The sequence below is a fragment of the Micromonospora sp. NPDC049203 genome, assembly GCF_043197215.1.
Classification (GTDB): Bacteria; Actinomycetota; Actinomycetes; order Mycobacteriales; family Micromonosporaceae; genus Micromonospora.
On the sequence record NZ_JBICSV010000002.1, the window covers coordinates 1 to 23,492 of the forward strand.

General features: G+C 75.1%; 17 protein-coding genes and 1 riboswitch. Of the genes, 6 read left to right on the forward strand and 11 right to left on the reverse strand.

Going from position 1 to position 23,492, the window contains the following annotated elements:
- Positions 1-199: 199 nt before the first annotated feature.
- Positions 200-577 carry an STAS domain-containing protein gene (locus tag ACGFIA_RS04680; RefSeq protein ID WP_357387667.1) on the reverse strand — a complete coding sequence of 126 codons (378 nt, stop codon included), beginning with the start codon at positions 575-577 and terminating at the stop codon, positions 200-202.
- Positions 578-761: 184 nt separating this feature from the next.
- Here ACGFIA_RS04680 and ACGFIA_RS04685 point away from each other — a divergent pair, with 184 nt between their 5' ends.
- The gene (locus ACGFIA_RS04685) at positions 762-1,781 is read left to right on the forward strand and encodes an SMP-30/gluconolactonase/LRE family protein (RefSeq protein WP_357387669.1); all 1,020 of its coding nucleotides are present in this window, start codon (positions 762-764) and stop codon (positions 1,779-1,781) included.
- A gap of 61 nt (positions 1,782-1,842) precedes the next feature.
- Here the strand turns inward: ACGFIA_RS04685 and ACGFIA_RS04690 are convergent, their stop codons facing one another.
- The 4 genes from ACGFIA_RS04690 to pdhA form a co-directional block, all read right to left on the reverse strand.
- A complete protein-coding gene (locus tag ACGFIA_RS04690) occupies positions 1,843-3,117 on the reverse strand; it encodes an Ig-like domain-containing protein (protein ID WP_357481365.1) in 1,275 nt (424 codons plus the stop codon).
- A gap of 475 nt (positions 3,118-3,592) precedes the next feature.
- Positions 3,593-4,942, reverse strand: coding sequence for a dihydrolipoamide acetyltransferase family protein (locus ACGFIA_RS04695; protein WP_357387836.1), 1,350 nt, complete (start codon positions 4,940-4,942; stop codon positions 3,593-3,595).
- A gap of 110 nt (positions 4,943-5,052) precedes the next feature.
- A complete protein-coding gene (locus ACGFIA_RS04700) occupies positions 5,053-6,057 on the reverse strand; it encodes an alpha-ketoacid dehydrogenase subunit beta (protein WP_357481362.1) in 1,005 nt (334 codons plus the stop codon).
- Positions 6,057-7,256 carry a pyruvate dehydrogenase (acetyl-transferring) E1 component subunit alpha gene (pdhA, locus tag ACGFIA_RS04705; protein WP_357481368.1) on the reverse strand — a complete coding sequence of 400 codons (1,200 nt, stop codon included), beginning with the start codon at positions 7,254-7,256 and terminating at the stop codon, positions 6,057-6,059. Before pdhA ends, ACGFIA_RS04700 begins: the two co-directional genes overlap by 1 nt.
- 72 nt (positions 7,257-7,328) lie before the next feature.
- On the opposite strand from pdhA, the gene ACGFIA_RS04710 reads away from it, so the two are divergent.
- Positions 7,329-7,835 carry an Lrp/AsnC family transcriptional regulator gene (locus ACGFIA_RS04710; protein ID WP_262011709.1) on the forward strand — a complete coding sequence of 169 codons (507 nt, stop codon included), beginning with the start codon at positions 7,329-7,331 and terminating at the stop codon, positions 7,833-7,835.
- A 5-nt stretch (positions 7,836-7,840) separates the two neighbouring features.
- Here ACGFIA_RS04710 and ACGFIA_RS04715 read toward each other — a convergent pair whose 3' ends face one another.
- The 6 genes from ACGFIA_RS04715 to ACGFIA_RS04740 are packed head-to-tail and all read right to left on the reverse strand — an operon-like array spanning position 7,841 to position 19,127.
- Entirely contained in the window at positions 7,841-8,821 is a 981-nt protein-coding gene (locus tag ACGFIA_RS04715) for a DNA polymerase domain-containing protein (RefSeq protein WP_393258639.1), read from the reverse strand.
- A 34-nt stretch (positions 8,822-8,855) separates the two neighbouring features.
- Positions 8,856-10,898, reverse strand: a complete 2,043-nt coding sequence (locus ACGFIA_RS04720; protein ID WP_393258641.1) for an SWIM zinc finger family protein — start codon at positions 10,896-10,898, stop codon at positions 8,856-8,858.
- 9 nt (positions 10,899-10,907) lie between these two features.
- On the reverse strand, positions 10,908-12,020 hold the full coding sequence (locus tag ACGFIA_RS04725; protein WP_393258643.1) for a VWA domain-containing protein: 1,113 nt from the start codon (positions 12,018-12,020) through the stop codon (positions 10,908-10,910).
- Positions 12,017-14,356, reverse strand: a complete 2,340-nt coding sequence (locus tag ACGFIA_RS04730) for a DUF5682 family protein (protein ID WP_393258645.1) — start codon at positions 14,354-14,356, stop codon at positions 12,017-12,019. The genes ACGFIA_RS04725 and ACGFIA_RS04730 overlap by 4 nt, the downstream gene beginning before the upstream one ends.
- Complete coding sequence (locus tag ACGFIA_RS04735) at positions 14,353-15,456, reverse strand: AAA family ATPase (RefSeq protein ID WP_357387683.1); 1,104 nt, start codon at positions 15,454-15,456, stop codon at positions 14,353-14,355. Before ACGFIA_RS04735 ends, ACGFIA_RS04730 begins: the two co-directional genes overlap by 4 nt.
- Positions 15,453-19,127, reverse strand: a complete 3,675-nt coding sequence (locus ACGFIA_RS04740) for a DUF4132 domain-containing protein (protein WP_357387685.1) — start codon at positions 19,125-19,127, stop codon at positions 15,453-15,455. Before ACGFIA_RS04740 ends, ACGFIA_RS04735 begins: the two co-directional genes overlap by 4 nt.
- A 262-nt stretch (positions 19,128-19,389) precedes the next feature.
- Between ACGFIA_RS04740 and ACGFIA_RS04745 the strand changes: the two genes are divergently transcribed.
- The 4 genes from ACGFIA_RS04745 (at position 19,390) to ACGFIA_RS04760 (ending at position 23,208) form a co-directional block, all read left to right on the forward strand.
- A complete protein-coding gene (locus ACGFIA_RS04745) occupies positions 19,390-20,121 on the forward strand; it encodes a histidine phosphatase family protein (protein ID WP_357387687.1) in 732 nt (243 codons plus the stop codon).
- On the forward strand, positions 20,105-20,968 hold the full coding sequence (locus ACGFIA_RS04750; protein ID WP_357387689.1) for an NAD(P)H-hydrate dehydratase: 864 nt from the start codon (positions 20,105-20,107) through the stop codon (positions 20,966-20,968). Before ACGFIA_RS04745 ends, ACGFIA_RS04750 begins: the two co-directional genes overlap by 17 nt.
- A 148-nt stretch (positions 20,969-21,116) precedes the next feature.
- Complete coding sequence (locus ACGFIA_RS04755) at positions 21,117-22,601, forward strand: S8 family serine peptidase (protein ID WP_357387691.1); 1,485 nt, start codon at positions 21,117-21,119, stop codon at positions 22,599-22,601.
- Positions 22,602-22,707: 106 nt separating this feature from the next.
- Positions 22,708-23,208, forward strand: coding sequence for a hemerythrin domain-containing protein (locus ACGFIA_RS04760; protein ID WP_357387693.1), 501 nt, complete (start codon positions 22,708-22,710; stop codon positions 23,206-23,208).
- Positions 23,209-23,389: 181 nt separating this feature from the next.
- A riboswitch (ZMP/ZTP riboswitch) is annotated at positions 23,390-23,479 on the forward strand.
- Positions 23,480-23,492 lie beyond the last annotated feature (13 nt).

Consider the following 23,492-nt stretch of genomic DNA (forward strand, 5'->3'; position numbering starts at 1 on the left):
GCGCCCGCGGCCGGGGGGGGGGGGGGGGGGCGGCCGGGGCCCCCGGGCCCCGGCCCCCCCCCCCCCCCCCCCCCCCCCCCCCCCCCCCCCCCCCCCCCCCCCCCCCCCGTGCTCAGGCCGAGCGGCCCGACGCCGTGCTCAGGCCGAGCGGCCCGACGTCGTGCTCAGGCCGGCTGCGCGCGCCCCGGCCGCCGGCTGTTCAGGCCGCGCAGGCCACCAGCTCGCGGGTGCGGCCGGGCAGATCCGGCGTGCGGTCGGAACAGCGCACCGGGACCACCCGGTGCAGGCCGGTCACCCGCAGCACCCGGGCCACCACCGGGTCGGGGTCGGTGAGCACCAGCTCGCCACCGCGGGCCCGCACCCGCAGGTGGGTGGCGACCAGCGCGCGCACCCCGGCGGCGGAGAGCAGCCGCACACCGGACAGGTCGACCCGCAGCACCGGCCGGGCGGGCGCCGCCCAGAGCGCGGCCCGGAACGCCGTCACGGAGGCGATGTCGATCTCGCCGACCGGACGCAGCTCGACCATGTGATCGTGCACGTCAGTCACCACGTGGAGGCGCTCAACGCTGTGTACCATGCGGCCAAACCTACCCGCCCCCACCGACATTTCCCGACCTCACGGCCGGTGGTTCCGGGTACTGTCCGGGACCCGACCCCGAGCCGTCTCAGGGTCATCCCGCAGTCCCCCGCCACGCCCCCTGGCCGGGGCGAAACGCCGTCGAGGGCTGCCCCACGCGGCGCCGCCGGGCCACAATGAGCCGATGGCCGTCCCCCGCCCGCGTGCCCCACTGCTGATCCGGCCGGTCCGCGAGCCGGCGACCGTGCCGCCACCGCTCACCGGCCCCTGGGCACCCGCCGACACCCGGCTCGACCGGGCCGACCTGCTGCCGCTGCCGGCCGGCGGGCACGGCCCGGAGGACGTCGTGGTCGACGGCGAGGGCCGGGTGGTCAGCGGCGACGAGGACGGCCGGCTCTGGTGGTGGCCGGCCGACTCCCCGCCCGGCACGCCGCCCACCCTGCTGGCCGAGACCGGCGGACGACCGCTGGGCATCGAACGGGATCCGGTCGACGGCGGGTTGCTGGTCTGCGACGCGTACCGGGGGCTGCTGCGGGTCGACCCGGCCGGCCGGGTGCACGAGCTGACCGGGGCCGCGCCGCCGGTGCACCTGGCCGACAACGCGGCGGTGGCCCGCGACGGCACCGTTTACTTCACCGACTCCTCCGACCGGTTCCCGCTCTCGCACTGGAAGCGCGACCTGCTGGAACACCGGCCCAACGGGCGGGTGCTCGCGTACGACAGGCGCACCGGCCGCACCGACGTGGTCGCGGACGGGCTCTACTTCCCCAACGGGCTCGCGCTCACCCCCGACGAGTCGGCGCTGATGCTCGCCGAGACCGCCACCCACCGGCTGCTGCGGGTGGACCTGCCCGGCGGGCGGGCCACAGTGCTCACCGACCTGCCCGCGTATCCGGACAACGTCTCCGGCGTCGGCGACGGCACCTACTGGGTCGCGTTGCCCAGCCCTCGGCTGCGGGCCATGGAGCGGCTGCTGCCGCATCCCCGGGTCCGGCAGATCGTGGCCCTGCTGCCCGGCGCGGTCCAGCCGCAGCCGCGCCGCTACGGGCTGGTCGCGCTTGTCGACGGCACCGGCCGGGTGCTGCGTACGCTGCACGGCCCGAGCGGGGCGTACCCGATGGTCACCGGCGTGCGGCAACACGGCCGCCACCTCTGGCTGGGCAGTCTGACCGCGACCGGCGTGGCCCGCGTCGACCTGGACTGAGCGCGGCGCGGGGCCGGCCCGCGCGGACGCGGGCCGGCCCCGGGGCCGTTCCTCCCCAGGTTCAGCCGCCGCTGTTGCTCCGCGAGGGGGACGGGGCCGGCGACGACCCGCCGGCCACCGCGCCCGGGTGCGGCGTCGGGCTCTGCGTGGGCTTCAGCCCCGCCGGTACGGGCAGCGCGCTGCCCTTGGCGAACTCGTCCCAGCCGACGTTCCAGGCGGTGAAGCCGTTGCCCTGGTCGAGCTTCACCTCGGTGCCCTTGACCGTCACCAGGTCACCGACCTGCGTGAAACCCATCAGCCAGTCCGCGGCGGTGGCCGAGACGTTCGTGCAGCCGTGTGAGGTGTTCGTGGAGCCCTGCTCCCCCTCCGACCACGGCGCCGAGTGGATGAACTCGCCACCCCAGGTCAGCCGCTGGGCGTCGTCCACGTCGACCACGTAGCCGCCGTTTGGTTCGCCCCGCGTGTCGAACGTGGTGTGCTCGTGCTTCTCCATGATCACCATGGTGCCGCTGGACGTCGGCGTGCTCTCCTTGCCGAGACTGACCGGGATCTTCTTGACCGCCTTGCCGTCCTCGTAGACGGTCATCTGCTTGGTCCCGTTGTCGATGTCGAGCGTCACCTGCCGGCCGACCTTGGCGCTCGCGACCCGGTCGGCGTCGCCGACCGTCTCCTTGCCGATGGGCAGCCCCTCCAGTGCGCTGCGCACACTGATCTTGGTGCCCGGTTTCCAGCGGTCCGGTGCCCGGTACTCGGCCTGCTTGCCGTCGGCCACCCAGGACCAGGTGCCGGGCTGCGGCGGGTCGGTCTTCACGAACAGCCGGCGCTGCACATCCGCGCGGGCCTCCTTGGGAATCGGCGGGTCGAATCCGAGCACCACGGGCATCGCCGTCCCGTACGTCTGATTCGGCCGGAAATACAATTCACTGGTGACTGCCGGTTTGGTGGATTTGGCCATCGTCGTGAACGTCGTCTTCTGCGTGGCGGTCCTGCCGGAATCGCCGGTCGCGGTCACCTCGGCCGTGTACGTGCGGGAATTGGCGAGCGGCCGGTCCGGCACCCAGCCGGAGCCGTCCTCGCGGGGCTGAGCCGGCACGGCGTTGCCCTTGTCGTCGGTCAGCTTGACGGCTGTCACCTTGCCGTTGCTCACCCTGGCACCCACCTCCGCGCTGATCGGCACGTCCCGGGTGCGATCGGCCGGCGTCACGGCGACCGACGGCGGCGGGGCCGCCTCGGCCCGCTTCGCCATCGACTTCGGGCCGGCGGTGCACGCGCCGACCGCCAGCGGTGCGGCTGCGACGGTCATCGCGAAAAGCGTCAGTCGGTGCCTCGCAAACATATTTCGCCCCCCATTTCCGAACCCTCTCGCCCACATTCTGTAGGCCCGGGATCGCGCCGTGGCACCTTCGGCGGAATTGCTCGGAAACGGCTGCGCGAATCATGCCGGACAGGCGATACCCGTCCCCGGTTGCGCCCCACGCGCTCTCCGCCCCGGTCCGGCCGCCGACGGTCGATCATGAAGTTACCGGCGCCCGGTGTCCGGTTCCTCCCCGTCAACCTCATGATCGACGGAGCGAGGCGGGAGGGCTTGGAGATCTTGGTACGAGACGGTCCCCATAGGGGCCCGCATAGGGGCACTTTCCTACCAAGATCCGACCCGCTCCACTGCGATCTCGCAGTTGCGGCCCTCGAGAAGGGTGCGAGTCGGGCACATCGTGGGCAGCAAGTGCACGATCGCGGGGCGGGGGCGGGGCGGGGGCGGGGGACGCGCGCGGCCCCGGCCCTCAGGGGGCCGGGGCCGGGTGGCGGACGGGTCAGACGTTGGCTACCAGGAGGGCGGGCTGCTCGACGCAGTCGGCTACGTGGCGCAGGAAGCCGCCGGCCACACCGCCGTCGCAGACGCGGTGGTCGAAGGTGAGGCTGATCTGGGTCACCTTGCGGACGGCGAGCTGCCCGTCCACCACCCACGGCTTGTCCACGATCCGGCCGACGCCGAGCAGCGCCGCCTCCGGGTGGTTGATGATCGGCGTCGAGCCGTCCACGCCGAACACGCCGTAGTTGTTGAGCGTGAACGTCCCCCCGGTCAGCCGGGCCGGCGGCAGCGTGCCGGCCCGGGCCGCCGCAGTGGTCTCGGCGAGCGCGGCGGCCAGCTCCCGGGTGGTGAGCCGCTGCGCGTCACGCAGCACCGGCACGACCAGGCCCCTGTCGGTCTGCGCGGCGATGCCCAGGTGCACACCGGCGGACTGGATGATCCGCTGGCCCTCGGTGTCGACGTGCGCGTTGAGCTGGGGGTACTTCCGCAGGCCGCTGAGGCAGATCCGGGCCAGCAGCGCCAGGATGCTCACCGGCGTGTCAGGCGTGGCCGCGTTGATCGCGGCGCGCGTCTCCAACAGGCCGGTGGCGTCCACGTCGACCCAGATGGTCACCTCGGGGATCTCCCGCCGGCTGCGGGAGAGCTTGTCAGCGATCACCTTGCGGATGCCGGTGAGCGGGATGACCGTGTCGCCGTCACCGGCCGGGGCGAGCCCGACGTGGGCGGCCGGGGCGTCCGGCACCGCGGCCAGCCGGGCAGCCGGAGCGGGGGCGGCCACGGCGGCGTCCAGGTCGGCCCGGCGGATCACACCGCCCGGCCCGGTGCCGCGCAGCGACGCCAGGTCGATGCCGTGCTCCTTGGCCAGCCGCCGCACGATCGGCGAGATGACGAGCGGCGCCACCGCCGGTCCGCCGGTCTGCGGCGACTCAGCCGCGCGGTCCGCCGAGGCGACCGTGCCGGCCTCGGGGGCCAGCGCCAGGCGCGGACGGCGACGCCTACGGCCCGTGCCGCCGTGGCCGGTGCCGTAGCCGATCAGGACGTTGCCGGAGCCGGCCCGCTCCTCCTCGCGGTAGGTGGCGTGCGGGTCGGGCGCGTCGTCGAGCGGGGCGATGGTGATCAGCGGCTGGCCCACCGGGCGCACCTCACCGGCCGCGCCGTGCAGGGCCACGACCCGGCCGGCGTACGGGCACGGCACGTCGACGACGGCCTTGGCGGTCTCCACCTCGACCACGCTCTGGTCCACCGTCACCACGTCGCCGACGGCGACCCGCCACTCGACGATCTCCGCCTCACTCAGCCCTTCCCCGAGGTCGGGCAGGAGGAAGTCCCGGTTCCCCACAGCCGTGGTCATGCCGTGCTGACCGGGCATGCCCTCACGGCCCTCGCTCCGCTCGGTGCGCTCGGTCATGCTGAGCCGGCCGGGCATGCCCTCACGGCCCTCGCTCCGCTCGGTGCGCTCGGTCATGCCGCCACCCACCGCGTGTCGGGCTGGTCGTCCCACTGAAGCCGGGCCACGGTGTCCAGCACCCGGTCGACCGAGGGCAGGTGGGTGTGCTCCAGCATCGGCGCCGGGTACGGGATGTCCAGCCCGGACACCCGCAGCACCGGGGCGTGCAGCGCGTGGAAGCAGCGTTCCTGCACCCGGGCGGCGATCTCCGCGCCGACCCCGGCGAAGCCCTGCGCCTCCTGGATCACCACGCACCGGCCGGTACGGCGTACCGAGGCGGTGACTGTCGCGTCGTCGAACGGCACGATGCTGCGGACGTCGACGACCTCCAGGTCCCAGCCCTCCTCGCGGGCGGCCTCGGCGGCAGCGAGCGCGACAGGCACCGCCGGTCCGTACGCGATCAGGGTGGCGTCGGTGCCGGGGCGGCGCACCACGGCGGTGCCGAGCGGCGCGGTACGGGCCGGCAGCTCCGCCTGGGCGCTGGTGAAGTAGAGCTTCTTGGGCTCCAGGAACACCACCGGGTCGGGGTCGTCGATGGCGGCGCGCAGCAGCGAGTACGCGTCGTCCACGGTGGCCGGCGTGACCACCTTCAGGCCGGGGGTGTGCGCGTAGTACGCCTCGGACGAGTCGCAGTGGTGCTCCACGCCGCCGATGCCACCGGCGTACGGCACCCGGATGACGATCGGCACGCTGAGCGCGCCACGGGTGCGGTTGCGCAGCTTCGCCACGTGCGAGGCGATCTGCTCGAACGCCGGGTACGCGAACGCGTCGAACTGCATCTCCACCACCGGCCGCAGCCCGGACATGGCCAGGCCGACGGCGAACCCGACGATGCCGGCCTCGGCGAGCGGGGTGTCGAAGCAGCGCTTGTCGCCGAAGCGGGCCTGCAGCCCGTCGGTGATCCGGAAGACGCCGCCGAGCTGGCCGACGTCCTCGCCGAACACGACGACCCGCTCGTCGTCGAGCATCGCGTCGGCGAGCGCCGCGTTGAGCGCCTTCGCCATGGTCATGGTGGCCATCAGGCGTCCCCCTCCGCGTCGGCGGCCAGCTCGGCCCGGACCATCTCGCGCTGCTCGACGAGTTGCGGCGTCGGCTCGGCGTACACGTGGTCGAACAGGCTCAGCGGGTCGACTGCGGGCTGGTCGTCCATCCGGCGGCGCAGCGCGGCGGCGTACTCCTCGGCCTCCGCCGCGACGGCCGCGACGGCGGCGTCGTCGAGCGCGCCCTTGGCCCGCAGGTACGCCTCGAGCCGGGCGATCGGGTCGCGGTCGCGCCACGCCTCGACCTCGTCGGCGTCGCGGTAGCGGGTCTGGTCGTCGGCGTTTGTGTGCGGCTCCATCCGGTACGTGTGCGCCTCGACCAGGTAGGGGCCCTTGCCGGCGCGGGCGTGCGCGACGGCGCGTTCCAGCACGGCCAGGACGGCCACCGGGTCGTTGCCGTCGACCTGCTCGCTGGGTACGCCGTAGCCGACGCCCTTGTAGGCGAGGCTCGGCGCGGCGGTCTGCCGCGACAGCGGCACGCTGATCGCGTACTTGTTGTTCTGCACCAGGTAGACCACCGGCGCCTTGAACACGGCGGCGAAGTTGATGCCCTCGTGGAAGTCGCCCTCGCTGGTGGCACCGTCGCCGATGAACGCCAGCGCCACTGTGTCGCGGCCCTGGTACGACTCGCCGTAGGCCAGCCCGGCGGCGTGCACGCACTGGGTCGCGAGGGGGGTGCACTGCGGCGCGGTACGGGTGGCAGCCGGGTCGTACCCGCAGTGCCAGTCGCCGCGCAGCAGCGTGAGCACCTCGACCGGGTCGAGGCCGCGCGCGGTGAGCGCCATCGACTCGCGGTAGGTGGGGAACACCCAGTCGCTGTCGCGCAGCGCGAGGACGCCGCCGATCTGGCAGGCCTCCTGGCCACGCGCGGACGGGTAGACGGCGAGGCGGCCCTGCTTGGTGAGCGCGGTGGCCTGCACGTCGAAGCGGCGGCCGACGACCATCCGCCGGTACATCTCGCGCAGCGTCTCGACCGGCGGCTCCGGGTAGTCGTCGCGGGCCGGCAGCGGGGTCCCGTCGGGTTCGAGCAGCCGGACCGGCTCCCGCTGCGGCATGAAGCCCGCCGACGGGTCGGGTGCGGCCGGGGTGGACTTCCGGCGGGTGCGCGGGGATGCCCTGCGGACCGCCTGGGGTGTGGTCGTCACGGCGGGGACCTCCTGGACGTGTGGTGGCCCTATGCTCCCGGTCGTGGATGATTGACTCAACATGCGGGATGAACGCGGGACGAATGGCATGGGAGGGTGGCCGAGGTGAGCCAGGAGACCGGCGCCACACCGGGCGCGGCGGGCGGAACGGGACGTTCGGCCGGGCCGCTGGACGAGGTGGATCGGCGGATCCTGCGCGAGCTGGTCCGCGACGCCCGCACCTCCATCCGTACGCTCGCCGAACGGGTGCACGTCTCGCGCACAAACGCGTACGCCCGGGTGGAGCGGCTGCTGCGCGACGGGGTGCTGACCGGGTTCACCGCGCGGATCGCGCCGGAGCCGGCCGGGCTGGGCACGTCGGCGTACATCGCGCTCACCATCGAGCAGAACACCTGGCGGGAGGTCTCCGCCGAGCTGGCCCGGGTGCGCTACATCGAGCACGCCGCGCTGCTCAGCGGCGAACACGACGTCCTCGCCCTGGTCCGGGCACCGGACAACGCGACGTTGCGGGACGTGGTGCTGGACCGGGTGCAGAGCATCGCCGGGGTGCTGTCCACACGTACCTGGCTGGTGTTCGAGGAGTTCGACGGCACGCAGAGCCCCTGGGACTGACCGCCTCAGCGTTCCGGCGGCGGCTCCAGCCCTTCGGCGTCGGCCCGCTCCAGCAGGGGTGCCAGCGAGTACCGCCGCCCGTCCAGCCCGGCGTGCGGGTCGCCCCGCCCGGCGAACCGCGCGGGCATGCTGACCACGTCGAAGTCCTCCGGGCGGGCGTCGTCCAGCTCGGACCAGTCCAGCGGCGCCGAGACCAGCGCCGCAGGTGTGGGCCGGATCGAGTACGCCGACGTCATGGTGTGGTCGCGTGCCATCTGGTTGTAGTCGACGAAGACCGGCCGGTCCCGCTGGTCGCGCCACCAGGTGGTGGTGACCAGGTCGGGCAGGCGGCGCCGCATCTCCAGGCCGAGCGCCAGCACCGCGCGCCGGCACTCGCCGAAGCTCCAGCGCGGCTCGATGGAGACGTAGACGTGGATGCCGCGCCCGCCGGTGGTCTTCGGGAAGCCCTCCAGGCCCAGCTCGGCCAGGAACGCGCGCACCTCGTGCGCCACCGGCACCACCTGCGCGAAGTCGACACCCGGCATCGGGTCGAGGTCGATGCGCAGCTGGTCGGGGTGTTCCACGTCGGCCTTCGACACCGGCCACGGGTGGAACCGCAGCGTGCCCAGGTTGGCCGCCCAGATCACCACCGCAAGCTCGCTCGGTGCCACCTCGTCGGCGGTACGGCCACTGGGGAACGTGATGTGCGCGGTGCGCACCCAGTCGGGCGCGCCGGCCGGGAGCCGCTTCTGGTAGAACGCGTCGCCCTTGTTTGTCTGCCGGGTGGCCACCTTGGCGCCCTCGAAGACGCCGCGCGGCCAGCGTTCCAGCATGGTCGGCCGGTCCCGCAACGCGCGCAGGATGCCGTCGCCGACGGACAGGAAGTAGTTGACCACGTCCAGCTTGGTCAGCCCGCGCTCCGGGAAGTAGGGCTTGTCGGGGCTGGAGACGCGGACCAGCCGCTCCCCCACCTGGATCTCCTGCGCCGCCGTGGTCGCCACCGTCACACCGTAGCGACCCGGCCCGGCCGTGGAGGCCGGCTCACCGGGACTCCGCCGTCACCGACAGCCGGATCCAGGCGTCCACCCAGGCCCATACCGCCGATTCGCCGGGGTCGGCGCCGAGCATTCCGGCCAGCCCGGCCAGCGTCGAGCCGCAGCGGTCCAGACCGACCCCGGCGAGCCCGGCCGCCGTCGCGCGCAGCCGGTCCGGGAAGGCCGCCGGCAGGTGCCGCAGACCGGTGTGCGCGGCCTGCGCGAGCAGCGCCGACGCAGCACCCAGCGCGGCGGCGACCGGGTCGGGCCGGGCGTCGACCGCGCCGGCCAGCCGCCCGTCGCCCACCCCGGGTGCCAGATCGGGTACGACCACCGCGTCGGCGACCACTGCCAGTGGCTCGACGACGAGGCCGTCCGCGCCCCGGCGCACAGTTCCGCTGACATAGCGCGGCGGTCCGTGTGTTCCGCCCAGCGCGGCCGCGAGCGCGTCGAGTGCCCCCGGAGCGGCGGCGTGATGGGTGGCGGTGACAGTCGCCGTGCCACCGTCGGCCCCGGTCACCGTGGCGTCGAGGCGCTGCTCACCGGCCGCGTACCCGATGGCACGCACCTCACCGAGCGCGAGCACCCGCACCGCCTCGGCGGCGGTGCGTGGGCGCAGCAGCCGGGGTGGCCGCCCGGCCAGCTCGGCGGCGAGCGCGTCCGGGTTGCGGGCGACCAGGCCGGGCGGCAGGCCGGACCACTCCCCCGCGCCGGGCGTGACTGTGGTGCGGGACAGCCGGCCGGCGGCGAACCGGAGCCGGTGCGCGGCGCTGCGCACCGCCGACTCGGAGACCACGTTGCCGGTGGCGAGCGCGCCGAGCGTGGCGCCGGTGACCCGCCGCCCGGCCAGTTCGTGCCCGGTCGGCGGGCCGTCCTCGGTGACCGGGTAGGCGCGGCGCAGCACCAGCACCGAGACGGCCGCCGGGTGGGCGAGCACCACGTCCACGCCCACCTCGCCGCCGCTGCACCGGACCCGGGCGCCGAGGCCGGTCAGCCGTACCCGCCGCAGCGGCGTCTCCGCCGGCTCGTGGGTGCCCAGCACCCGCTCCGCCGGGGTGGCGCCGGCGTTCACCACCGCGCGCCGCCGGGCGGGCAGCTCGGCAAGCAGGTCGGCGAACGTCTCCGGCCGGTACCGGGCGCCGCGTGCCGCGTACGCCTCCAGCTGCCCCGCGAGGTCCTCCACCGCCAGCAGCGGCCAGCGCAGACCGGCCGCGTCGAGGTCACGCCGGACCGCAGCGAGCCGGGCGTCCACGCCGGAGCCCAGGTGCGCGGCCCCGGTCAGCAGCACATCCGAGGCGAGCGCCACAGCCGCGTCCAGCGCCGGATGCTCCGTCACGGTGACGGTGCCGCCGACACGTACCTGGGCCTCCTGACGGTCCGGGTGTTCCCGGTCGGCCGCCCGGCACGCCCACACCGCGAGCGCGATCGACTCGCCGCCGTCGTCGGCCGCGTCGCCGCGCGCGTACCCGATCTGGCCGGGCACCAGGAACCGGACGGTGCCGGCGGGCAGCTCCACGCGCGGGACCGGGTCGGCGGCGTCCGGCCGGTGGACCACGGCGGTGTAGCCGCGCCGCAGCCGTCGTCTCGCGGCGGTGAGAGCCGGGGCGCCGATCGCGGCGGCCAGTTCCTCGTCGGTGACGTCGCCCGGCGACCACCGCCACGGCTCGCCCCCGGCCCCGGCGTCCTCCCGGCCCGGTGGGGCCTCCCGATCCGGGGCGGCGTCGTGGCCCGGTGCGGCGTCCCGGTCGGGCGCGGCCCCGCGACCCGGGGCGTCGGCGTGCGTGCGCTGGTAGGTCAGCACGACGGCGAGCAGGTGCCGGCACACGCCCGGCGCGGGGCAGGAGCAGGTCCCGGCCGCCAGGCCACCGCCCACGGGCAGCGTCAGCGTCACCCCGTCCGGGTACGCGGCGCGCACCGCGCCGTCGGCGTCCTCGGTGAGCGCCGGCCGCTCACCGGCGTCGACCTCCCGGATGGCGCGTTTCACCAGGCCACGATTGCTCAGCGCGGCAAGCACGTCCGGGGTGAGCGCGATCAGGTCGTCACGGGTCATCCGGTCCCCCTACCGGCCCACGTGTTCGGCCACGAACGCGGCCAGCTCACCCGGCGTCATGGCGCCTACCGCCGCACCCACGTCGGCCAGCCGTTGCGCGGTGGCCCTGTCGTACGCCGGGTCGGCCTCCTCGTCCAGCGCGGCGAGGGCCAGCACGTGTGTGCCCTGCTCCACGAGCTGCCGCACCGACCGGACCAGACGCCCGGCGTCGCCGCCCTCGTAGAAGTCGGACACCAGCGCGACGATGGCCCGGCGCGGGTTCTCCACCAGTTGCGCCCCGTACGCGACCGCGCGGGCGATGTCGGTGCCGCCTCCGAGCTGCACCTTCATCAGCAGCTCCACCGGGTCGTCCACGTCGGAGGTCAGGTCGACCACGTCGGTGTCGAACGCGACCAGATGCGTTCGCACGCCCGGCAGCCCCCACAGGCAGGCGGCGGTCACCGCGGCGTGGATCACCGAGCCGAGCATCGAACCGGACTGGTCCACCAGCAGGATCACCTGCCAGCGGTCCAGGTGGCGGCGGGTGCGGGAGAAGAAGTGCGGCTGCCGTACGTGCAGCCGGCGCTCGTCCGGCCGCCAGTGCGCCAGGTTCGCCCGGATGGTGCGCCGTACGTCGAAGTTGCGGGCCTGGCGGAACCGGCTGGGACGTCGCGCCCGCGGCCCGGCGAACGACTGCCGCACCTCGGCGGCCAGCCGCTCCACCAGTTGCCGCACCACCGTCTCGACCAGCTTGCGGGCCAGCCGCAGCACCTGCGGGTCCATCAGGTGCTTGGTGCGCAGCACCGCGCGCAGCAGCGTCGGGTTCGGCTCGACCCGGGCCAGCACCGCCGGGTCGGTGACGACCTCGTGGATGCCGTACCGCTCGACCGCGTCGCGTTCCAGTCGCTGCACCGTCTCCTTCGGGAACAGCCGGGTGATGCCGTCCAGCCAGTCCACTGTGGTCAGGCTGGACGGGCCGGACCCGCCGCGCCGCACGTCGCGGCGGCCGAGTTCGGCGTCCCGGCCGTAGAGCCAGTCCAGCGCGGCGTCCCGGCCGGCCGCCTCGGCCGACAGGCCGCCCAGGCTGTCCTGCGCGGCGTCGCCGAGCACCAGCCGCCAGCGTTCCCGCATCGGGTCGGTCACGTCCGGTCCCCCTCCCACAGCCCCTCCCGGGTCAGCACCGCGTCGACCCGCTCCTCCACCGCGCGGGCGGCGGCCACCAGCAGCGGGTCGGCGTCCAGCCGCAGCGGATCGCCGGGCGCAGGGTCGCCACCGTGCAGCGCCTGCACGTGCCGGGCCACCTCCGCCCGCTCCCGGGGCGGGAACCAGCCGAACGCCTGCCGCAACGCGGGCAGCGCCACCAGGAAGTCGTGCGCGCCCATCGCGGCGAGCAGCTCGTCCACCACTGCCAGCAACGCCGCGTCACCAGACACGACCTCCTCCCGGGCCAGCGCGAACAGCCCGGACAGCCAGTCCCCGAGCGTGTCCGGCGCGGCCACGGCCCGGACCGCGCGGGCCGCGTCCGGCACGTCCCCCAACGACCAGGCCAGGCCCAGCGCCGCGCCGCACAGGTCCGGCGGGGCCGCCGCGTCGGCCGCCACCCGCCCCGCCACTGCCAGCGCGCCGTCCCGGTCGAGCCCGAGCGCCGGTCCGGCGTGGCGGACCGCGTCGCGGACCGCGACGAGCGCGGTCAGCCGTCCCGGGTCGGCCGGTGCGGCAGCCGCCCGCACGCCCTCGACGAGCCAGAGCGCGCGGCGCACGGCGGCGGTGATCAGCGCGCCCAGCGGGGCGGTCCCGGCGCTGCCGAGCAGCCCGTCGTGCCGCCACAGGGCCAGCGCCACGGCCAGCGCCCGGCCCAGCGCCCGCAGGTCGGTGACCGAGCCGGTGGCGCGGGCGATCGCGGTGAGCGTCCGGGTGGAGTGCTCGGGCAGCCCCGCCAGCGCGGTGTCGAACAGCGTCGTGGCGAGCGCATCGACGTCGGCGCCGAGCAGCGTCACCCGCTCCTCGATCCGGGCGGTGACGGCGTCCAGGACGGTCGGCCCGTACCCGCCGGCCTCGATCACCCGGGCCAGCCGGTCCGCCGACGGCGCGGGCGACCAGCGTTCGGTGAGCAGCGCGTCCGCGCCCACGCGTGGGCCGTGCTCGCGCGTGTGGCCGGGTACGTCCAGCAGCCGCAGCCGGTGCAGCAGGCGGCTGCGGGCCAGGTCGTCGGCGACTGTCAGGTCCAGTTCGACCGCCTCGTGCGGATCGATGCGGTGCCGTTCCAGTTCCGCGTCGACGTCGTGCACGAGCGGCGGCAGCGGCGTGTCCGGATGCAGGCGGCCCACCCGGTCGCCGCTGAGCGCGGCCACCATCTCCACGACCACCGGGTGCGCGCCGGGCGTCAGGGTGCCCCGGGTCGCCCACGGCAGCGGCTGGTCGAGCGCGTCGGTGACCAGCGCGGAGACCAGCCCGTCGAGCACGTCGACGCGGCCCGGGTGGGCGTGGCCGCGCAGCCGGGCGAGACCACCGGCCATCGTCCGGGCGGCGATCAGGTCGGCGGTGGAGACGGGCTGCCGCCGGGCGCGCAGCCGGGCCGCCACCACCTCGGTGAGCGCCTCGGCGGCCCGGCGCGGGCCGTCCTCCCAGACCCGCTGGTAGTACGCCGGGGACGGCATCCCGGACTGGTAGCCGACGAACGCGTCGAGCCGCCGGAACGAGTACGGCACGAGGTAGCTGCCCGCCACCGCGTCAGGCGCCGGGGCGGGCACCTCCGGCCAGTCGTCCTCCTCCGGCCCAGCGCTGTTCGGGCCGGCGCTGTCCGGGCCGGCGCTGTCCGGGCCGGCGGTCAGCCGGACCAGGGCGGGACGGTGGAAGCCGCCGGTCACCACCAGCACCGGACGGCCGGCGGCCCGGCGGCGGGCGGCGCGTACCCAGCGGGCCATGTACGCCTCGCGGGCGGTGTCGTCCTCCCCCGCCGCCGACTCGCCGCGCAGCACGTCGAAGTACGTGTCCAGCCGCTCGGCCAGCCCGTCGTCGGGGCCGATCTCGAACAGGTGGTCCCAGAGCGCGTCCACGTTGTCCACGGCCAGGGTGGCGCAGAGCCGGCGCACCGCCTCGGCGTACCGCTGGTCGGCGTCGGCGTACCGGTTGGCGCGGTCGCTCAGCGCGGGATGCCACGCGGGCAGGTCGATGAAGCGCACCCGCGCGCCCACCTCCCGACCGGCGGTCAGCGCCACCCACTCCGGCGAGTACGCGCAGAACGGGCTCCAGGACGCGTGCCGCCGGGTGCCGTCGCGGTACGCGGTGAACACGGCGATCGGCAGCTCGTGGTCTCCCAGCAGCTCGTCCATCCGCCCGTTCAGGTCCGCCGGCCCCTCCACCAGCACGTACGCCGGCCGCAGCCGGGCCACGGTCTCGGCGACCAGCCGGGCGCAGGCCGGACTGTGGTGCCGGACGCCGAGGAACGTGACGCCGCCGGGCGCCTCGACGGCGCTCACCCGGGCAGCAGGTGCCGGGCGTCGTGCACCGCCCGCCACTGCGCCCCGGAGCGGCGGGACACCTGCTGCTCCAGGTAGCGGCGCAGCCGGGCCAGGTCCTCCGCGTCGTCCTTCGCGGCGGTGCCGGCCAGGCAGGCGACCAGGTCGGCGGCGTCACCGGGCTCGCCGCGCAGGAACCAGCCGCGCAGCCCGACCGCATGCGCCACCGACACCGCCTCGGCGGTGCTCATCACCGCGGACAGCCGTTCCATCGCGTCGCCGCGCTCGGTGACCCCGGTCCGCAGCTCCCGGAACGTGGTGACCAGCACGTCCAGCAGGTCCCGCCGGGGCGGCACCGTCACGCCGGAGCGGCGCAGCAGCTCGCCCGCCTCGGCCTCGACCAGCTCCAGCTCGGTGCCGAGGTCGGGGATCGGGAAGACGGTCTCGAAGTTGAACCGCCGCTTCAGCGCGGCGCTCATCTCGTTGACGCCCCGGTCCCTGGTGTTAGCGGTGGCGATCACGTTGAACCCCTCGCGGGCGAAGACCATGGCGTCGGCGCCCGGCAGCTCCGGGATGGCGAGCACCCGGTCGGACAACGGGGAGAGGAGGCAGTCCTGCACCTCCAGCGGACAGCGGGTGATCTCCTCGAAGCGGACCACCCGCCCCTCGGCCATGCCGCGCAGCAGCGGCGCCGGCACCAGCGCGCGCGGCGACGGGCCGTCCGCCACCAGCAGCGCGTAGTTCCACGAGTAGCGGATCTGGTCCTCGGTGGTCGCCGCGCCGCCCTGGATGGTCAGCGTGGAGTCGCCGCTCACCGCTGCCGCGAGCAGCTCCGACAGCAGCGACTTCGCGGTGCCCGGCTCGCCGACGAGCATCAGCCCGCGGCTGGTCGCCAGCGCCACCAGCGCCCGGTCGATCAGCGACGGGTCGCCGACGAACTTGCGCCGGATCCCGGCCGCCGGGTCGCCGAGGATGAAGCGGCGCGCGGCGCGCAGGCTCAGCCGCCAGCCCGGCGGGCGCGGATCGCCGTCGGCGGCGGCCAGCGCGGCCAGCTCGTCGGCGTACCGCACCTCGGCCGGGGGGCGCTGGGCCCGCTCGGCGGCCGGGTCGAGCGCGGTCACCGGGTCACCTCCGCCAGGTCGCGCAGCACCTCGGAGACGGTGACGTCGTCCAGGTCGCCGAGGCGGACCTTGCCGTCGCGCTGGAACCAGCCGCCGCGTGGCACGTCGTTGACCCAGATCGCCTCGATCTTCTGGTCGGGGAACATGTCCACCAGGCCGACCGCGATGCCGGGGTCGAGGTCGATCACCACGGCCCCGCCGCCGGGGACCTCGCGCTCCAGCCAGCTCTGGATGCCGGCGTCCTGCGGGTCGCCGCGCCGCCAGCCCCGCCGCTCCAGGCTGAGCAGCCGCCCGGCCGGGACCGTGACGCCCGCGTGCCGCCGCAGCAGCTTCTCCGCGCGCTCGGCCTCGTCCAGCCGGTGCACGTCGCGGCCGAGCTGCGGGAACGGCTGGAGGATCTCGTAGTCGGCGAACACCTCCGCCCAGGCCGGCACCGCCGCGCCGAGGCGCAGCGGGTGCGCGATGGTGACGGTGGCGTCATCAGGCAGCGCGTACGTCTCGTCGTCGACGTCGGCGAGCGTGCGGTCCTCAGCGACCCGGAACGCGGTGACCACCTGACCGGTTTCGTCCACAGCGGCCCAGACCAGCCGGCGCACGACGTGCCAGAGCAGCGGGTGGGACAGGAAGTAACGGCGGAAGTCCGCGGCGGGCCAGCGCCGCCCGGTCACCATGGCCGACTCGAAGCGGCGGATCTGGTCGGCGGCGAGCGTGCGCACGTCCTTCTTCAGGCCGGCGAAACGCTTGTGCGCGGCGGGCGCCAGCTCGGCGTCGTCCCGGGCGCCGGGCTTGGGCAGGTCCTTGCGGCGGGCGCCCGCCCCGTCCACCACGTACGGCTTGAGCTGCTCGTCGAAGCCGACGGTGAACCGGCGCGGCCCGTAGTCGAGGACCAGGCTGCCGTCGGCGTCCAGCCCGAGGTCGGGCACCAGCCGGTCGCCGAGCTGCTCGGGCGTCAGGCCCAGCCCGTCGGCGACCTCGCCGACCTTGCGCGCCGCCTGCTCCCGCAGGCCACGGAACTTCACCTTCTGCGAGATGCCGTAGAGGTGCATCAGCGCCACGTCGGTGCCGATCTGCGCCAGCACCTCCAGGCCGGTGACCGCCCGCGCGTGCTGGCTCTCGCCCGGCCAGGCCCGCACCAGCGGCGCGAGCCGCCGGGCTGTCGAGTCGTCGCCGAGCAGCCCCAGCGCGGTGAACACCCAGCCGTCCTTCGACGGCGCACCGGCGCCCTGCCAGCTCTCGAACAGCCCCCAGACGAGCTCCGCCAGGGAGTCGGCGTCGCACACCGCGCGGACGACCTCCACTCCCGGGTACGGCTCGCCGGGCGCGGAGATGGCGAGCATGGTGCAGAGATGGCGTACCGCCTCGGCGGGCAGCGCCGCCGAGCGGTCCCGCAGCAGCACCTGCGGCAGCACCGCCGGGTCCAGCCACGCCGGCAGGCTCGGCATCCGGGCCGGGAGCTGGACCAGCGGGTCGGCGTCGAGCATCGCGGTGGCGGCGGCGAGCGCCTCCTCGCCGTGTTCCCGGGCCACGCCGAGGAGCATGTCGCGGTGCTCCGCGGCGACCAGGCGCAACGCCCGCTCGGCGGCCCGACGGCGCGGCCCGGGCGTGCCCAGGGCGGCCGGCAGCAGCGCCCGCGTGGCGTACTCCGGGTGCCGCCGCAGCCAGGCCCGGGCGACCGGGCGGGCCGTCTTGAGCCGGTCGAGCCAGTCGGCCATCAGGTCGGCCACCTCACCGTCGGCGTACGGCAGCAGCACCTCGCCGACGCTCTTCGGCGCGGTACGGGCCAGGTGCAGCGCGGTGGGCAGCGCGTCCAGCTCGTAGCGCCCGGCGAGGCGGGACATCCACTCGTCGGCGCCCCAGGACTCGGTGGGCCGCCAGGCCGGCAGCAGCGGCCGGGCCAGCTCCTCGGTGGCCCGGACGAAGAAGTGGATCATCGCGTGCCCTCCGGCTCGCCCGGCGGCGACCTCGGCGGCCAGCACGCTCAGGTCGTCGCCCCGCCACCAGCCGGACCAGCGGGGCACGACAGCGGCCCACCGCTCCCGCTCGCCCGGCAGCCAGGCCGTGGCGGACCCGGCGGGCCGGCCCAGCCCGTCCACCACCGGCGGGGTGGTTCGTGAACGCCGCACCGTCCAGGGCGGGGACACGAGCACCGGCGGCAGCCGGTCCGGCCCGGCCACGGGCAGCGCGGACGCCTCGTCACGGACCCTTTTGAGGAGTTCCCGCCGCGCCGGATCCAGCGCTGGCAGCGCCGCCTCGACGGCGGCCGGATTGGCCAGCACGTGGGCACGCAGCAGGGTGGCGGCCTCCCGCGAGGCCGGGCTGCGCCCCTCGGCGGCGGCGGCCAGCAGGCGTACGCCGCGCACCGGGAAGCGGCGCACCATCTCCAGTACGGCGGGCGGGACGTATCTGCGGTCCAGCCGGTCGAGCAGCACCGTCATCGGCTCGTCGCCGGGCAGGGCGGCGAGCAGCGACACGAGCATCCTGTGCCCGTCCGAGCGGGTGTGCTCGTGGTCGAACCACCCGCCCAGCACAGGCGCTATCGGCGGTCCGACCGCTTCCGTGGCGGTGACCGCGAACGCGTGGTCCTGCGTCAACCGGTACACCGACAGCGAGTCGGCGAGGGCGTGGATCGCGTCCGCGTCGTCGACGGCGCACACCAGCAGCCCGGCCAGCGTCTGCCCGCCAGCCCGGGACACGGCGGCGACGTCGTCGGCCACCCACTCCCGTTCGGTGGGCAGCAGGAAGGACGTGACCACCCGTTGCGGCAACGAGCCGGACCGGTACGGGGCGAGCGCGGCGCGGGCCGCGGCGTAGTCGGCGTCGCCGGCCGCCGCGAGGTGCGCGCGGACCCGGCGCAGCACGGCCTGGCGCAGGTGCCAGTGGCCGAAGTGTTCCGGATCCTTCTTCTCCGCGCGGCGCAGCGGAAGCGAGGGCGTCGACCCGCCTGTCACCATGCTCACGGTGATCTGCTCGGTCGCGGCGACCGCCGCGCCGGCCGGGCCGAGATCGGCGACGAGCAGGTCGGCGAGGGCCACTCCCTGCTGGCTGCGGCCGTGGTAGCCGAGCCGCGCGACCACTGCCACCACCAGCGCGGCCCCGCCCAGCGGACCGGGCTCGCCGTCGAGGTAGCGGCGCAGCGCCGGGCCCAGCTCCGGGTCGTCGGTGTCCCGCGCGGTGACGGCGACCGGGTCGGCCACCGAGTCCAGCACCTTCCGGCCGGCGGCGCGACCCTTCGCGGCGGACGGGAGGGCCGGGCCGGGCGTGCCGCCCCGGCGCGGGATCAGCATCCGCCGCCAGGCGGCCGGAACCTCGAACACGTCCTCGTCCGGCAGCCCGCCTGCGGGCGACGTGGCCGGCGACGCCCCGGCCGGGCCGCCACCGGTCGAACCCACACCGGCCGCTTCCGGGTCGTGGCTCGGCTCGGTCGGTTCGGCGGCGGGCACTCCGGTCTGCCCGGCGGCGGGCGCGGCGCTCGTCTCGGCGTACCCCTTGCGCAGTTTCTCCGCGATCAGCCGGTCGGCGTGCGCGGCGGCCTCGGCCGGCGAACCCAGCTCCTTGACCTGTGTGCGGCCCTGCGCGTCGAGGGATCCATAGCGGACCGTCACCGTCGCGTCGCGCTGCCCGACCGCCCAGAACTTGGCCGAACCGCCGCCCACGAACTCGAATCTGCGCACACCGTCTCCTTGATCGCCCGCAGTGTGCGGGGACCATAACCGGCCCCACCGACACCCGTGACGCCGCCGGGCGCGCTACTCGCCGCGCTGGGCGTCGCGGTCCGGGTCCGGGCCGCCCACCCGGCCGGCAGCAGTGCTCCCAGCACTGCCGTCAGCGGCCCGCGGGCCTCGTGAGTCCCGGTTCGCCGGAGGACTGAACGGCCGGGCGGCGCCACCCGTCCGGCACGGTTATCCCCGGTCGAGCCCGGGTACCGGGTGCCGCATGGCGGAGTTGGCATCGCTCTGGATCATCCGGCACGGCGAGAGCACGGCGAACGTGGCGGCCACGGCGGCCGAGACGTCCGGCGCCGAGCTGATCGACCTCACCCACCGGGACGCGGACGTGCCGCTGTCGACGACCGGCGAGGAGCAGGCGCGGGCGACCGGCCGCTGGCTGGCCGGGCTGCCGGAATCGAGGCGGCCGGAAGTGGCGGTGGTGTCGCCGTACCTGCGGGCGGTGCGCACGGCCGAGCTGGCGCTCGACGGCACCGGGATCCCGGCCCGCGTCGACGAGCGGCTGCGCGACCGGGAATTGGGCATCCTCGACGGGCTCACCGCCCACGGCGTGACCCGGCGCCACCCGGAGGAGGCGCAGCGGCGTACCCGGCTGGGCAAGTTCTACTACCGACCGCCCGGCGGCGAGTCGTGGACCGACGTGGCGCTGCGGCTGCGGGCGCTGCTCGGCGACCTGCGCCGCGACCACGACGGGGGCCGGGTGCTGCTGTTCGGCCACGACGCGCTGGTCTTCCTGCTGCGCTATCTGGTGGAAGGGCTCACCGAGGCGGAGCTGATGGCGCTGACCCGCGAGCACGTGATCGCCAACTGCTCGGTCACCGGCTGGCACGCCGACGACGCGGGACGGCTCGTGCCGGACGTGTTCAACGACATCGACCACCTGCACCGGCAGGGGGCGAAGCCCACCAGGGAGGACGAGGTAAATGCCGAGCCGGTCTGACGTGATCACCCCCGCGCTGCTGCGGGACTGGGCGCTGCCGGTGCCCACCGGCGGCAAGGAGGCGCGCGGCACCGTGCTGGTGGTCGGCGGCTCCCGGTTCACCCCCGGCGCGGTGCTGCTCGCCGGGGTGGCCGCGCTGCGCGCCGGGGCCGGGGTGCTCCAGCTCGCCGCGGCCGAGTCCACTGCGGCGTCGCTGAGCATCCAGGTGCCCGAGGCACTGGTGGTCGGCCTGCCGGAGACCGACGACGGCGCGGTGCGCGGTGACCCGGGGGACCGCCTCGGCGGCCTGGTCGCCGAGGCGGACGTGGTGGCTGTCGGCCCCGGGCTGAGGGACATCGACGCCACCGGAGAGCTGCTGCACCTGGTCCTGGACGCGGCCGGCCGGGAGACCGCGCTGGTGCTCGACGCGTACGCGCTCGGCGCGCTCAGCCACGCGCCGGACCTGCTGGCCGGCTCCGGCCGCAAGGTGGTGCTCACCCCCAACCTCACCGAGGCCCGGCACCTGCTGGGCCGCGACCCGGGCGACGACCTCGACGCCGAGGCGGTGGAACTGGCCGGCCGGTACGACGCGGTCGTCTCGCTGTACGGCCACATCGCGACCCCGGACGGCCGGGCCTGGCGGGAGGAGAGCGGGGACGCCGGCCTGGGCACCTCGGGCAGCGGCGACGTGCGGTCCGGCCTGCTCGCGGGCCTGCTCTCCCGGGGCGCCGACCCGGCGCAGGCGGCCTGCTGGGCGGCGTTCGCGCACGCGGTGAGCGGTCAGCGGCTGGTTCCCCGGTACGGGCGGATCGGCTTCCTGGCCCGGGAGCTGCTGGACGAGATCCCCTACACGATCGCCACCGTCTGACGATCCACTTCACCCCGCTCGCGCGGCGTGTAACACCCCGGAGGGTGGCGGCGCTGGTCCGGGCGAGGCCGGTACTTCGCCGTGCCTCCGCCCGGACCGCAGCCCGCCGAGGGATGCGGTCCACCCGCACGAACCCCTGGGAGTCTGTGTGAACAACCTCCGTCGCAAGACACTCGCCGCGGCGTCGGCAGTGACGCTCGGCGCCGGGCTCGCCCTCGTGGGCGGCACGGCACCGGCCGCGGCCGTCGGCCCGGAAACCTCTTATCTGGTGCTCGCCCCGCAGGGCAACAGCACCGCCAAGGCCGCCGCCCGCGTGGCGGCCGCCGACGGCACCGTGGTGGCCGCGTACGACAAGATCGGCGTGCTGGTCGTGCGCTCGTCCGCCCCGGACTTCGCCACCCGCGTGGCGGGCGCCGGCGTCGAGTCGGTCGCCTCCACCGCCGGCCTGGGCACCGCCCTGAACGAGGGCGAGACGGTCGAGGTGCCGGCCGCCGCCGTCGCCGCGGCCACCGGCGACCCGACCGCCGAGCCGCTCTACGGCCAGCAGTGGGACATGGACATGATCCGCGTCCCGCAGGCGCACTCGGTCACCGGCGGCAGCCCGTCGGTGGTCGTGGGTGTGCTGGACAGCGGCATCTCCAGCAGCCACCCGGACCTGGCGACCCAGATCGCCAGGGACAAGAGCGCCTCCTGCGTGGGCGGCGTCCCGAACACCGCCGAGGCCGCGTGGAACCCCACCACCAGCGACCACGGCACCCACGTCGCCGGCACCATCGCCGCCGCCGTGAACGGCGTCGGGGTCACCGGTGTCGCCCCGGGCGTCAAGGTGGCCGCCGTCAAGGTGGTCAACGACGACGGCTACATCTTCCCGGAGGCGGCGGTCTGCGGGTTCATGTGGGCCGCCGAGCACGGCATGCGGCTCACCAACAACAGCTACTACATCGACCCGTGGGAGCTGAACTGCCGCAACGACGCGCGTCAGCGCCCGGTGTGGAAGGCCGTGCAGCGGGCCCTGCGCTACTCGCAGTCCCAGGGTGTGCTGCACGTCGCGTCGGCCGGCAACTCGAACTACGACCTGGCCCACAAGATCACCGACACCGGCAGCCCGAACAACGGCACGCCGGAGGAGCGGGAGAACCTGACGAACGCCTGCCTCGACCTGCCGGCCGAGGCCCCGGGCGTGGTGACCGTCGCCGCCGTCGGCCCGACCGGTGAGAAGAGCTACTACTCCTCGTACGGCCAGGGCGTGATCGACGTGACCGCGCCGGGTGGCGACACCCGGTTCCGGACCCAGGGCGCCCGCTCGACGTCCACCGACGGCATCCTGTCCACCACCTTCAACACCGTCACCCGCACCAACGGGTGGGGCTACAAGCAGGGCACCTCGATGTCCGGCCCGCACGCCACCGGCGTCGCGGCGCTGGCGCTGTCCGCGCACCCGGGCATGACCCCGGGTCAGCTCTCCTCCTTCCTGGAGCGCACGGCGGTGGCGAAGCCCTGCCCGTCGGGCGTCTACAACCCGGTGCCGCTGATCCCGGCGGGCCCGAACGCGTACGACGCGACCTGCTCCGGCGGGAACCGCAACGGTTTCTACGGCGCCGGCGTCGTCGACGCGTACAACGCGGTCAAGTAACCCGAACCCGCGTGGACCGGGCCCGGCGAGCACGCCGGGCCCGGTCCGTTTGTCCTGGTCGGGTGCCGGGTAGGGGGGCACCGTCAGCCGACTTAGGAGGTAACCGGTGTCCACCGACGCGATCGTCCTGCTCAAGGAGGACCACAAGGAGATCCGCCGTCTGTTCAAGGCTTTCCAGGAGGCCGAGGAGGGACCGGCGAGCAAGCGCGGGAAGATCGTCAAGCAGATCCTCGAAGCCCTGACGGTGCACACCTACCTGGAGAACGAGGTGATGTACCCGGAGGTCCGCAAGCTGGTGCCCGAGGTCGAGGACGACGTCCTGGAGTCGTACGAGGAGCACCACGTCGCCGACGTGCTCTGCTTCGAGCTGTTCACCATGGACGCCGACGACGAGCGGTACAACGCCAAGACGACGGTGCTGATCGAGAACGTCCTGCACCACATCGAGGAGGAGGAGCAGGAGTGGTTCCCGAAGGTCCGCGAGGCGCTCGGCCGTAACCAGCTCCAGGAGATCGGCCAGCGGATGCTGGACCTGCGCCCGAAGGCCCCGAAGACGCCGACCGCCCCCAAGGCGCTGAAGAAGTCGCTGGACGCCGTGGTCGCCTGACACCGGCACCGCGAGGCTAGCGGGACCGCCAGCTCGTACCCGATGCCGCCGGACGCGCCGGTCACCACGGCGAGCGGCCGTCCGGTGCTCGGTGTGGTCATGGTCGTGTCTCCTCTCCCCGGGCCGGGCCGGGGCCGACGGGCGGCCCAACCCCGCAGCTCCCGGCCGGGCCGGTAGGATCGGCACGGGCCGTGACTGGCGCGTGGAGATGGAGCACCATCGGGGAGCGGCCTCGTCATGAGGACGCATGCCGAGCGCCTGGGCCTTCCGCACGTCATCTGGAG

What these genes read in the sequence shown, in the direction of transcription:
- ACGFIA_RS04680 (WP_357387667.1), bottom strand. Translation starts at nt 577, where the DNA reads ATGGTACACAGCGTTGAGCGCCTCCACGTGGTGACTGACGTGCACGAT.
- ACGFIA_RS04685 (WP_357387669.1), top strand. Translation starts at nt 762, where the DNA reads ATGGCCGTCCCCCGCCCGCGTGCCCCACTGCTGATCCGGCCGGTCCGC.
- ACGFIA_RS04690 (WP_357481365.1), bottom strand. Translation starts at nt 3,117, where the DNA reads ATGTTTGCGAGGCACCGACTGACGCTTTTCGCGATGACCGTCGCAGCC.
- ACGFIA_RS04695 (WP_357387836.1), bottom strand. Translation starts at nt 4,942, where the DNA reads ATGACCACGGCTGTGGGGAACCGGGACTTCCTCCTGCCCGACCTCGGG.
- ACGFIA_RS04700 (WP_357481362.1), bottom strand. Translation starts at nt 6,057, where the DNA reads ATGGCCACCATGACCATGGCGAAGGCGCTCAACGCGGCGCTCGCCGAC.
- ACGFIA_RS04720 (WP_393258641.1), bottom strand. Translation starts at nt 10,898, where the DNA reads ATGACCCGTGACGACCTGATCGCGCTCACCCCGGACGTGCTTGCCGCG.
- ACGFIA_RS04745 (WP_357387687.1), top strand. Translation starts at nt 19,390, where the DNA reads ATGGCGGAGTTGGCATCGCTCTGGATCATCCGGCACGGCGAGAGCACG.
- ACGFIA_RS04750 (WP_357387689.1), top strand. Translation starts at nt 20,105, where the DNA reads ATGCCGAGCCGGTCTGACGTGATCACCCCCGCGCTGCTGCGGGACTGG.